This window comes from Streptomyces sp. NPDC037421 (assembly GCF_055602105.1).
The window spans coordinates 25,054-36,112 of the sequence record NZ_JBVJWV010000051.1 but is presented as its reverse complement, the minus strand read 5'-3'; the positions used below and the strand labels follow the sequence as shown (position 1 = coordinate 36,112).

Genomic DNA, 11,059 nt, shown 5'->3' with positions numbered 1-11,059 from the left:
TCACCCCGGGTAGCCGGACAGACCCGCTGTGGTGGGTGCCCCCGGTCACATCCGGCCCCCGAACCGAAGGAAACGGACGCACCCGACACCGGCTTCCCCAGCCGTGAGGCCGTGGCCGGAAGGCGGTGTACCGCCCCGTGCCCCTTAATGGGCGGCGGACCCGCGCCGCGCGGCCTACGATCGCCCGCATGTCGCATCGTCGTGTACTGCACGTGTTAATGGTCCTCGTCGTGGCACTGACCGGATGGGCCGGAGGTGCCACCGGAATCGCGTCGGCTCAGGAGGACGGGTCGCCGACAGGACGTCAACTGCTGTTCTACAACCATGCCTACGGGGTGCTCGACCGGGAAACCGCCGATGCCATCGAACACTCCGCCTACTTGCGGGACTTCGCCAACTTCCAGGTCCGCACCACCACCGGCTCGGGCGGCGAGACCTGGACCGGCCGGTATCTGATGGGCCGCGAAACCTACCTCGAACTGTTCGGCACGGGTGACCTCCCCGGCCAGGACGGAACGCTCGGCGCCGGCGGACTGGGGGTGTCCGCCGAACGGGCCGGGGACCTCGCCACGGTCACGGCGCGCCTGCGCGACCAGGGCGTGCCGGACCCGGTGACTTTCCGCCAGACCCGCGACTTCGGCGACGGAGTGCCGGTGCCGTGGTTCGACGCCGTCTTCACGACCGGCCAGTACGACGCGTTCGGCGCCTGGGGCATGGAGTACCTGCCGGAGTACTTCGCCGACCCGCGCGGCAACACCGAGCCGGCCTCCCACCCGGGTGACGTCGGCCGCGAGCGGTACCTGTCCGACGGCTACCGCGACCGCCTCATGAAGGACGTGACCTCGATCCGCCTCGGAGTCACGGCACGCGACCTGGCCAACACGGTGCCCCTGCTCAAGGCCGGCGGCTTCGCCGTACGGGAACTCCCCGGCGGCGGCGTCGTGGCGCAGGGGGGCGGTACCACCATCCGGCTGGACACGGTGGCACGCGAGCAGGCCGGGCTCCGGCAGGTCGAGATGTCCCTCAACCGCCCGGTGTTCAACCGCCACGAGGAACACATCGGCAATTCGACCCTCGTGGCCGGCCCGGGCGACCGTGCCGTGTGGACGTTCGGGGCCGCCCGGTAGGAGACCCGGCCGGCGAACCCGGCGCCCACGGCCTCGCCTACGTCCCGCGCCCGGCCTGACCGTCGGTCACCTGCTGCGTTCCGCGCCCGATCCCGCTCGGGCGCGGGTCACCGGGCCGGGTCGTAGGGGTCGTTGGGGAGCGGTGCGAACGGGGTCCGTGTGTGCTCCTCGGGCGAGCAGCCGGCGAACGGGCCCCGTTCGGGGTCCATCAGGACGCGCAGGTGCGGATCAGCGTGCTGGATCCACCAGGTGGTCATGCCGAGGCCCGGGTCATGACGCAGGTGCTCCCAGGCCAGCCAGAGCGCGGACAGCCGGGCCCCCGCCTCGAAGTGGTCCCACCAGCGCGGGCACCACGTGGCGGTCGTACCGTCCAGGGGGCGGCGGATGGTGTGGGCCAGGTAGCCGGTGACGAAGTCGAAGACGTCGGCGAAGTAGAGATCGGCCTTGTCACCGAAGACCTCCGACGCCGGCATGGGGAAGAGCGAGCGCGGTTCGCGCGGCGGCTTGGGCGGGGAGTAGGACCTCAGCAGCGACTCCAGGGCGCCGTCACGCCGTCGAAGCTCCGTCAGGATCCAGTCCTGCAGCTGTTCCTGCAGCTCGGCGACCTCGGCGTAGGCGTCCGCGGCGAGGCAGTCGACGAGCCGCTTCCTCCAGTCGTCCAACTGCCGGGCGCGATCGTCCTCCTCGTGCGCCGACCGGGCGCCGGCCAGGAAGAAGGTCAAGGTCATGTGGTGATGCTTCTTCCACTCCTCGCCCGCCGCCTCGGCGGTGACGGTCGCCGCCACCCGCTGCGCGTGCTCGGCCGCCGAGTCGGCCGTGGGGCCGGGGTTCCCGTTCCGTGCTTCGTTCATGGGGCGACCATAGCCTATTATCGTCGCCATGACGATAACGAACGGCGACGAGCCGGCCCGGCGAACGGTCAGGGCCGTGGTCGCCATCGCCGGTACGCACCACTGGCGGGACGATCTGCACTGCAACCTCATGTCCTTCCTTGCCGGCGCCGACAGTTCGGCCTGCCGGGAGGATCACTACACCGGCGACCGTGACGCGATCCAGTACGCCTTCGGACGCTACGTGCGGGACCTGGACGACGCGCAGTCGCTGACCGCCGGCACCGACACCCGGCGGGCCGTGCTCGCCCACCTGCGGGCCGGCCACCACTGGACCCGCCCCGGCGCCGGACACCCGGTCTTCGAGTACTGAACGGGATCGCCGGCAGGTGTCCGGCCCGCAACTCCTCGCCGCGGGACGGCGGGTGCGGGTGCTCGCCGAGCCTCGCTGGAGCGGGCCCGGGCCACCGGCCGGCCACCGCGCACCTACGGCGACCGGGTGAGGGAGAACGTCGGCTCCTTCCGCCGACCCTGACGGACGTGGACGCCTCGGCCTGTTTCCCCGGCCGGCGCTTCGACCGCCCCGGCTTCCCTCCTGCGCACCCGTCATGGGCGGAGGGAACCGCTCCGGGGATGGGGGCATCTGGTGGGGCATGGGTGTCGCGATCTTGTTCTTCCTCCTGGTCTTCATGTGCGGCTGGGCCATGGCTCTCGGATGGCTGGGCTACGCCACCTCGGTGCTGTGGCGAAGCCGGGGGCAGCGGTGGGTGCGGGCGCACGGGCATCCGTTCGCCAGGCTGCTGCTCCCGGCCCCCGCGTACCTCCGCTTCGACAGGACACTCGCCGTGGCGGCGCTGCTGGCCGACCTGTGGCTCGTGTCGGCCGTCGTCGTATCCGGCTCGGACGGCGTCTTCACCGAGGAGTGGATGGGATATCCCGGCATGATGGATCCCGGCGGAGAGGGCTACCAGGCGGGGGTCGTCGCCCTGCTGCGTACGACTGCCTGGTGGAGCGCCTCCGCCGCGGTGCTCGGGCGGTGCTGGACCACCGCGGTCGTCCAGCTGTCCGTACTGCCCCTGTCGGCGCTCTGGATCGCCTCGTTCGACACCTATTACACCTGAGCGGGGCCGGAGGGTTCCGTCAGGAGCGGACCCGGAGGGCGATGACGTCCGCATCGAGCCCGGGTGTCACATCCGGCCCCGCCGCACTGTCCCCTCTGTGGAATCGAGAGAAGGGACCACCGCGATGAAGTCCGTCATCGTCTGCACCTCCGTGTCTCATGGCAATACGCGCCGGGTCGCCGACACCATGGCCCGGGTCCTGGGCGCGGAGGTCGTCTCCCCCGCTGAGGCCGACCTCGCGGAGCTGGCCGCCGCCGACCTCGTGGGATTCGGCTCGGGAGTCTTCTACGGCAGGCTCCACCCCAGCCTGGGCGCCCTGGTCCGGGCTCTCCCGAACGCGCGCGGACGAGCCTTCGTGTTCGCCACCAGCGGGCTGCCCGAGCTGCGTCCGGCGCCCTTCACCCGCCCCCTGGTGCGGCGCCTGGCGGGCAAGGGCTTCCGGGTCGAGGGGACCTTCTCGTGCCGGGCGTCCGACACCTGGGGGCCCTTCGGGCTCGTCGGCGGCATCAACAGGCAGCGGCCCGATGCCGCGGACCTGGCCGCTGCCCGGGCGTTCGCCGAGCGGCTGCGGAACGGGGACGGGCCCGGTCTCCGGTCCTGAGAGCCCGTGGGCGGAAGGGCCACCTGCACGGCCACGACCTCGCGGGACGCGACATCAACCGGTTCAGCCCTTCCTACGACCGGACCGCCGGCGGCATGATCTCCACCGTCGTCAGCGCGGGGACGTGGCGTGCGGGCCGGGGCCGGACGCCGAGCGGGTCGGCGTCCGGGCGGCGGACGGCACTGTGCGGCTGAGGACGAGTCCGGAGTGGCCCCCCGGGATCCGTCGTCGCGGCGTCAGCCCAGGGTGAGCCACCGGACGCCGAGCCGTTCGGCCCGCGCGGTCTCCGCCGCGTCGAGCGGCTCGCGGCCGGTCGCCTTGCGCAGGAAGGTGAGCCGGTCCCAGCCGAGTGCGCGGGTCGCGGCCGAGCGGTCCGGGCCGAGCAGCAGCTCCAGCACCACGTCCGCGGCCCGCGGGGTCAGCCACGGCTCGCGGCCCAGCCCTTCGGCCAGGTCCAGGCCGTGGACGGCGACCTCGACCACCCGGGTGACCAGGAACTGCGAAAGGAGCATCGCGTCCCCGTGGCGCGTACGCACGACGCGGTCCGCGGGCTCGGCGCGGCACAGCCGGTCCACCCGCCGCCAGGTCTCGGCGAAGTCCTCGGCGAGCGCGGCACCGTCCGCCTGCCCGGACGCGTGGTCCTGGGCCAAGGCGATGCGGGCCGTGTTGGTCTGCGGGGCGAAGCGGTCGTCGGGCCGGTAGTACTCCACCGCGGACACCTCGGCCCTGCCGGGCGGCGGAGCGTCCAGCATGGCCGGCAACCAGGCGATCACCACGCGTACATGGCCCAACAGCTCTCGCACGGACCATGGTTCACAACGCGTCGGAAGGTCCCACTCCGCCTCCGACAGACCTGCGACCGCCCGCGAGAGTTCCCCGGCTTCGAGGCGGAACGCCTCCAGCACCTGGTCCTGATTCATGGTGATCAAGCTACCAACCGCTCCCCCGCCGCCGGCCGGGAGGTGTCCTGCGTCACACGTGAGGGCCGCGGACCCGTCGCGCGGCGAGTCCGGCGGCCACGTCCGCGGGGGTGCACCGGCGGGTCCGGGCCGTGTGGAAGACCTCCCGGAGGGTGGCGCCGATGCCGCCGAGGCGCTCGGTCAGCCGTGCCTCGGACCCGCGGAGTCATCACCGGCTACCACGCCGCGGTCGACCCGGCCGCCCTGAACCGACGTCCAAGCGCTCGTCCACTTCCGGATCCGTCCGCTCGGCCGGGCGGTCATCGAGGCGTTCAAGACGTACTCCGCCGGCCTGCCCGAGGTCAGCACGGTCGACGTCGTCACGGGGGGGCGACGACGTGATCGTGCACGTGTCCGTGCCCAGCGTGGACTACCTGCACGGCTTCCTCATGGACAAGTTCACCGAGCGCCGCGAAGTCGTCGGGTTCCGCACCTCGGTGATCTGCCGGCACGCCCACGACCAGGTACTCGAACCCCTGACGCCCTGACGGTCAGGGGGACCCCGCCGCCGCGACGGCCCGGCTGCGGAGCAGCTTCTTGTCCGGCTTGCCCGCGTCGGTCAGGGGCAGCGCGTCGACGAAGACGATGCCGGCGGGCTCGTACATGGCGCCCTTCCTGTCCCGCACCATGGCGCGCAGCTCCGTTTCGCCGACGTCGCCGCCCGGCGTGCGGACGACGACCGCGTGGACCCGCTCCACGAGGTTGGCGTCGGGGACTCCGAGCACCGCGCTCTGCAGCACCTGCGGATGGGAGTTCAGCACGTCCTCCAGTTCCACGGTGTACACGTGGCCCCCCACCACCACGATCATGTCCTTCAGGCGGTCGACGATCGTGATGTAGCCGTCCGGGTCGACGAATCCGATGTCACCGGTGTGCAGCCAGCCGTCCCGCAGTACTTCGGCGGTGAGTTCGGGCTGCTTCCAGTAGCCCTTCATCACGTGCGGGGACCGTACGCAGATCTCGCCGTGCTCGCCGGCGGGCAGGTGCCTGCCGTCGGCGTCGCGTACGGCGACCTCGACGCCTTCCATGGCCTTCCCGGCGCTCCGCAGCAGCTCCGGGCGCTCTGGATCGTGGTCCTGCGGGGAGAGCACGCTGATCCCGCCCGCTTCGTTCTGGCCGTAGAACTGGTTGAGTACGGGGCCGAAGTGCCGGACCGCCGCCGCGAGGCGGGTCGGGGAGGAGGCGCAGCCGCCGTAGGTGAGCATGCGCAGGCTGGAGGTGTCGGTGCGGTCGACGTCGGGGTGGTCCGTCAACTGGTAGAGGAGCGGCGGCAGCAGGAACGTGTGGGTGATGCGCTCGCGCTCGATGGCGGCGAGTACGGATCCTGCTTCGAACCCGTCCAGCAGGACGACGGTGCCGCCGCGGTGCAGCGTGGTGTCCGCCATGATGCCCGCCGCGTGCGCGAGGGTGGTGCACACCAGGGTCCTGACCCGCTCCTCGCCGGACCAGACCGGTCCGGCCGACGCCCACTGCTCGAAGGTCGTGCAGATGGCCTTGGGATGACCGGTGGTCCCACCGGTGTGGCGGATGGTGCAGATGTCCTGCGGGCGCGCCGAGCCCGGCAGTGCTTCGGCGGACTCGTCGGCGGCCAGCTGCACGAGGTCCGGGCCGAGGTCCGGGTGCGCGTCCGGGTCTGGGTCCCGGTCCGCGCCGCTGCCGGCGCCGAGGACGAGCACCCGTTCCAGCGGCACCCGCCGGGCCAGCCCGGCGGCGCGCTCGCGATGGGCCGGGTCGGCTATCAGGGGCCGGGTCTCGACGTCGCGGAGGATGTCGGCGTGCACGTCGGCCGAAAGGCCCGTGTAGAGGTGGTTGACGGCGCAGCCGAGGAGACCGGCGGCGTAGCGGGCCGCGATCGTCTCGGGGAGGTTGCCGGAGAGGAGGGTGACCGTCTGACCGCGCCCCACCCCCTGGGACCGCAGCGCGCGGGCCATGCCGTGGACGAGGCCGCGCAGTTCACCCGCGCTCATGCGCCGGTCCCGGTGCACCAAGGCCTCTCGGCCGGGGTCCTTTCCGAGGGTGTCGAGGATCTCTTCCACGTGGCTGCGGAAGTGTTCGGCGGTGTCGTGCATACCCATTCCCATTGGTTGACTTGAGCAACTAGCGGGAGGTTAACGGCCGGTGATCCACAAGCCCAAGCCGCGACGCCGACATCCAGCCAACGCCCGCGCCCCGACCGCGCTTCGGTTCCGCCGGCGGGGAATCCGGTCCGGGGCTTCCGAAGTGACGCGACGTATGCAATTTTACATGTCACATGTCAATCGCCGGTGTCCCCAGCACACGGCCCCAACGGCCCCGGAGGCCCCCACAGATGCATCCCTTCCGGATATCGAAGGCCGGCGCGCGAAGACTTCCCGCGCTCGGCGCAGCCGCCTTCATCGCGCTCGGCCTGCTGACGCCACAGAGCCACGCCGCGCCCGTCGGCGCCACGGCCCCGGCCGGTGCGTACGCGGGCGCCGCCCCGGCCCCGGCGCCCCGGTCCATCCCGGTCCCCAGGTCGCCCGATGCCATGAGCAACGGCTCCCGCCTCCGGATCTCCTCACAGGACGGCGCCGAGGAGTCCGCCCCGGCCCCCGCCCCCGCCGTCAAGCCCGCCAGACCCGCGAAGGGCGACAAGCAGTCCCCGGCCGCCGCCGGAAACGAGTGCGGCGACCTCTCCGGGGTGATCAACGCCACCGGCGGCGCGCTGGTCCAGCAGCTCAAGGCCCTCCCCCAGATCACCTGTACCTACCCGCTGTTCGGCCTCACCGGGGAGAACGCGCGCAAGGCCTTCCACGAGGCCCAGATGGTGACGGTCGCGGGCGCGCTGCGCGACGCCTCCGCCGGCTACTCGGGCGACAACCGCGCCGCCATCGGGCAGTTGGTGCTGTTCCTGCGCGCCGGCTACTACGTGCAGGACAACCACGCGGACGTCGTCGGCGAGTACGGCACGGCGCTGGACGGCGCGGCGCGCGGCGCGCTGGACGCCTTCTTCGCCTCCCCGCGCAGCAAGGACGTCACCGACGCCAACGGCGAGATCCTCAACGAGGTCGTCACGCTGATCGACAGCACCCACACGGCCGGCCGGTACGCCGGCGTCGTCAAGTGGATGCTCAGCGGCTACGACAGCACCTGGCCAGGCCAGATGGACCTCGCCATGCAGCACGTCGAGTGGGTCGTCGACAACGGCTTCAAGGCCAAGAACGACGGCCGCGGCTGGCGGGCCGCCCTCAAGGCCGACCCCGCCATCCTCGACACCTGGGCCGGCTTCATCACGCGCAACGGCGCGCAGCTGAACCGCCTGGACGTCGTCAGCAACGTCGGCCGCCACCTCGGCCACGCCCTCGACGTCCCCGAGCTCAGGGACCGGCTCCGGCCGCTGCTCAAGGACCTCGTCAACCGCTACCCCAACGTCGGCCCCACGGCGCCGATCACCATGAACCTGGGCTGGTACACGCGCCAGTACGACAGGGGCAACTGCGCGGCCTACGCCATCTGCGACCTGGGCGAGCGCGTGCTCCCGGCGGTCCTGCCGATCCAGCACACCTGCACCCCGGGCCTGAAGATCCGCGCCCAGGACATGTCCCCCGGCCAGCTGGCCGGGACCTGCGCCAGCCTCGTCAACCAGGACGCCTACTTCCACCGGATCATCGGCGACAAGGGCGCGATCCCCGGTGACCTGAACACCAACCTGGAGGTCGTCGTCTTCGACGACTACACCAACTACTCGCTGTACGCCTGGGCCATCTACAACATCGACGTCGACAACGGCGGCATGTACGAGGAGGGCAACCCCGCCGCCGCCGGCAACCAGGCCCGCTTCATCGCCCACGAGGCCCAGTGGCTGCGTCCGGACTTCCAGATCTGGAACCTCAACCACGAGTACACCCACTACCTCGACGGCCGCTACAACATGGCGGGCGACTTCGACGCCAGCCTGACCACGCCGACCATCTGGTGGGTCGAGGGCATCGCGGAGAACATCTCGTTCGGCTACCGGGGCGAGCGCAACGCCGACGCGATCGCCGAGGCCGGCAAGAAGACGTACAGGCTCAGCGAGCTGTTCGACACCGTCTACGGCCAGGACGAGGACCCCCAGGTCAACTCGGCCCGGGTCTACCGCTGGGGCTTCCTCGCGGTCCGCTACATGCTCCAGGCGCACCCCGCCGACGTCCAGACCGTCCTCGGCAAGTACCGGACCGGCGACTGGAACGGTGCCCGCACCTTCCTGAAGCAGACCATCGGCACCGGCTACGACGCCGGCTTCGCCACCTGGCTGACGACGGCCTGCGCGACCGGGGACTGCGGTCCGCTGCCGGAGGCTGCCCCGTCCGCGCCGCTCTGCACGACCGGCGACCCCCGCCAGTTCGACGGGAACTGCCGCCGGGACAACCTCGCGGCCGCCGCCGGCAACTACAGCTACCACTTCGTGTACCTGCCGGCCGGCGTCAAGCAGCTGACCATCACCAGCAGCGGCGGCACCGGCAACGCCGACCTCTACTACGGCGGCGGCAGCTGGGCCACCACCGGCAGCCACCAGGCGAAGTCCGCCGGCGCCGGCAACGGCGAGACCCTGACGATCGACAACCCGCCGTCCGGCTGGGTGTACTTCAGCCTCGCCGCCGCGCAGGACTTCAGCGGTGTGAGCGTCTCCACGCAGTCCAGGTGAGCCCGTCCGCCGGGGCGCGCCGGCCCTGCCCGCTCAGGGGCGGGCCGGGGTGTCCGGGCGGTCCTCCTGTGGCAGGAGTTCGGCGATGATCTCGGTGCCGAGTGCGTACGCCGGGACGCCGGCGGTGACGAGCGCCGTCTCGGCGACGCCGACGAGGTCGGCCATGGCGGCTCCTGCGTGGAGGGCGCCCCGGGCGTGGATGCGGGCGGGGTGGGCCCGGCCGAGGGCCAGCAGCTGCCCGAAGTGGACGAGCTGCTGCACCCGCGCTCCCAGCGGACTCTCCGTCAGCACGATGTGGCGCAGGGCCGCGAGGGCCTCCTCGGTCGGCAGCCGGCCGAACTCCTGGGCCAGGCGCAGCCGCTCCTGCACCCCGCCGGGAACGGCTCCGAGGGTGGAGCGGTAGCGGTCGCGTACGGCCTCCGTACGGGTGGCCTGCGCGTCCCGGGTCATGACGCGACCCGCGCGATCGCGGCGCGGACGGCTTCCCGGCCGCCCGGGGGGAAGTCGACGGCCCCTCCGATCGCCGCGGCGGCGATCTCGGCCTCGGCGCTCTCCTCGACGGCCACCACGAGGTGGGCGGTGGCCGCCGCGTCCGGGCCGAACACCAGCAGGCCGTGGTTGGCCAGCAGGACCGCGGCCGTCGTCGGGCAGCGTTCCAGCACCTCGGCGATACCGCGCACCGACACGTCCGATCCGCGAGGTCCCCAGGGGACCACGGGGATGTCCTCGGCCTGTCCGAAGCGCAGCATCGGCTCGGTGCGGCAGGGCAGCGGCCGGTGGGCCACGGCGAAGGCGGTCGCGGAGGGCGAGTGGGTGTGGATGACGGCCCCCACCTGGGGGCGGGCCCGGTACACCGCGCTGTGCATGGCGATGATCTCGGCGCTGACGGACTGCAGCTCGCCTTCGAGGACCTGTCCGTCGAAGCCGACGGTGGCCAGCTGCTCGGGGCGCAGGCCGCGGACGAACCCCGGTGTCAGCAGGAGGCGTTCGCCGTCGAGCCTGGCGCTGAGGTTGGCGTGTCCGGAGTGGGACATCACCCCCGCCTCGAAGAGCTGCTCCGCGGCTCGCGCCAGCTGTTCGGCCCGCCCATCCCGTACGTGCGTGTCGCTCATGGCGTATCTCCAGGTGTGCTGCCAGCGGTCGCTCGTTCGCCGCTGTCCACGTGCCGACCACTCTTCAACTTGAACTAAGGTTTAAGTCAAATGCCGGGCGCGGCGAGCGGGCAGCAGCCGCAGGAGGTGGAGCGGAACGTGCGCATGACGATCGGCCGGCTCGCCGAGATCACCGGGGTTCCCGCTTCGGCCATCCGGTACTGGGAGCGCCACGGCCTGCTGCCGGAACCCGAGCGCGTCAGCGGCCAGCGGCGCTACCCGCCGGAGGCCGCCGAGCGGATCACGGTCCTTCGCAAGTGCCAGCAGGCCGGTCTGACCCTGGTCGAGATCGGCGAGTTCCAGCGGGAGCAGCCGCACCGGGAGGCGATGATCCGCGCCAAGATCAGTGAGATCGAGCAGCGGATGGTCGACCTCGGCCACGCCCATCAGCTCCTGACGCACGCCCTCAGGTGCGGTGAGGAGGACATCGTCAGATGCCCGAAGTTCCGGGAGCAGATGGCGGCGTGGGAGACGGCGGATCCGCCGCCGTGACGGCGCGCGGAGCCAGAGCCGGGAATTCCGAACGCCGGACCCGGCCCGGGGGGGGGGGGGGGGGGGGGGGGGGGGGGGGGGGGGGGGGGGGGGGGGGGGGGGGGGGGGGGGGGGGGGGGGGGGGGGGGGGGGG

12 protein-coding genes are annotated in these 11,059 nt (G+C 72.2%); 7 read left to right on the top strand and 5 right to left on the bottom strand.

The genetic code is table 11. The annotated features are described in order from the left end of the window. Positions 1-212: 212 nt before the first annotated feature. The gene (locus tag ACZ7IF_RS37055; protein WP_470981166.1) at positions 213-1,127 is read left to right on the top strand and encodes a DUF5829 family protein; all 915 of its coding nucleotides are present in this window, start codon (positions 213-215) and stop codon (positions 1,125-1,127) included. Positions 1,128-1,234: 107 nt separating this feature from the next. Here the strand turns inward: ACZ7IF_RS37055 and ACZ7IF_RS37050 are convergent, their stop codons facing one another. Then, entirely contained in the window at positions 1,235-1,978 is a 744-nt protein-coding gene (locus ACZ7IF_RS37050; RefSeq protein WP_470981164.1) for a DUF4913 domain-containing protein, read from the bottom strand. Between the two features lie 28 nt (positions 1,979-2,006). Between ACZ7IF_RS37050 and ACZ7IF_RS37045 the strand changes: the two genes are divergently transcribed. The 3 genes from ACZ7IF_RS37045 to ACZ7IF_RS37035 all read left to right on the top strand — a co-directional run bounded on the left by ACZ7IF_RS37045 (position 2,007) and on the right by ACZ7IF_RS37035 (position 3,679). After that, complete coding sequence (locus tag ACZ7IF_RS37045) at positions 2,007-2,330, top strand: hypothetical protein (protein WP_470981161.1); 324 nt, start codon at positions 2,007-2,009, stop codon at positions 2,328-2,330. Between the two features lie 280 nt (positions 2,331-2,610). Beyond that, positions 2,611-3,078: a hypothetical protein gene (locus ACZ7IF_RS37040; RefSeq protein ID WP_470981158.1), complete on the top strand. Its 468-nt coding sequence runs from the start codon at positions 2,611-2,613 to the stop codon at positions 3,076-3,078. A gap of 97 nt (positions 3,079-3,175) precedes the next feature. Further along, the gene (locus tag ACZ7IF_RS37035) at positions 3,176-3,679 is read left to right on the top strand and encodes a flavodoxin domain-containing protein (RefSeq protein WP_470981155.1); all 504 of its coding nucleotides are present in this window, start codon (positions 3,176-3,178) and stop codon (positions 3,677-3,679) included. Between the two features lie 236 nt (positions 3,680-3,915). Here the strand turns inward: ACZ7IF_RS37035 and ACZ7IF_RS37030 are convergent, their stop codons facing one another. Beyond that, the gene (locus ACZ7IF_RS37030; protein ID WP_470981152.1) at positions 3,916-4,599 is read right to left on the bottom strand and encodes a maleylpyruvate isomerase N-terminal domain-containing protein; all 684 of its coding nucleotides are present in this window, start codon (positions 4,597-4,599) and stop codon (positions 3,916-3,918) included. Between the two features lie 377 nt (positions 4,600-4,976). Between ACZ7IF_RS37030 and ACZ7IF_RS37025 the strand changes: the two genes are divergently transcribed. Then, the gene (locus ACZ7IF_RS37025; protein WP_470981149.1) at positions 4,977-5,126 is read left to right on the top strand and encodes a hypothetical protein; all 150 of its coding nucleotides are present in this window, start codon (positions 4,977-4,979) and stop codon (positions 5,124-5,126) included. A 3-nt stretch (positions 5,127-5,129) separates the two neighbouring features. Here ACZ7IF_RS37025 and ACZ7IF_RS37020 read toward each other — a convergent pair whose 3' ends face one another. After that, the gene (locus ACZ7IF_RS37020; protein ID WP_470981146.1) at positions 5,130-6,707 is read right to left on the bottom strand and encodes an AMP-binding protein; all 1,578 of its coding nucleotides are present in this window, start codon (positions 6,705-6,707) and stop codon (positions 5,130-5,132) included. 239 nt (positions 6,708-6,946) lie between these two features. Here ACZ7IF_RS37020 and ACZ7IF_RS37015 point away from each other — a divergent pair, with 239 nt between their 5' ends. Beyond that, on the top strand, positions 6,947-9,283 hold the full coding sequence (locus ACZ7IF_RS37015) for a M9 family metallopeptidase (RefSeq protein ID WP_470981143.1): 2,337 nt from the start codon (positions 6,947-6,949) through the stop codon (positions 9,281-9,283). Between the two features lie 33 nt (positions 9,284-9,316). On the opposite strand, the gene ACZ7IF_RS37010 is transcribed toward ACZ7IF_RS37015, so the two are convergent. Together ACZ7IF_RS37010 and ACZ7IF_RS37005 are read right to left on the bottom strand one after the other, a co-directional pair. Beyond that, entirely contained in the window at positions 9,317-9,733 is a 417-nt protein-coding gene (locus ACZ7IF_RS37010) for a carboxymuconolactone decarboxylase family protein (protein WP_470981140.1), read from the bottom strand. Beyond that, complete coding sequence (locus tag ACZ7IF_RS37005) at positions 9,730-10,395, bottom strand: class II aldolase/adducin family protein (protein ID WP_470981137.1); 666 nt, start codon at positions 10,393-10,395, stop codon at positions 9,730-9,732. Before ACZ7IF_RS37005 ends, ACZ7IF_RS37010 begins: the two co-directional genes overlap by 4 nt. A gap of 90 nt (positions 10,396-10,485) precedes the next feature. Here ACZ7IF_RS37005 and ACZ7IF_RS37000 point away from each other — a divergent pair, with 90 nt between their 5' ends. After that, positions 10,486-10,926 (top strand): MerR family transcriptional regulator, encoded by a 441-nt coding sequence (locus ACZ7IF_RS37000; protein ID WP_470981134.1) that lies wholly within the window; start codon positions 10,486-10,488, stop codon positions 10,924-10,926. The last annotated feature ends 133 nt before the right edge of the window (positions 10,927-11,059 follow it).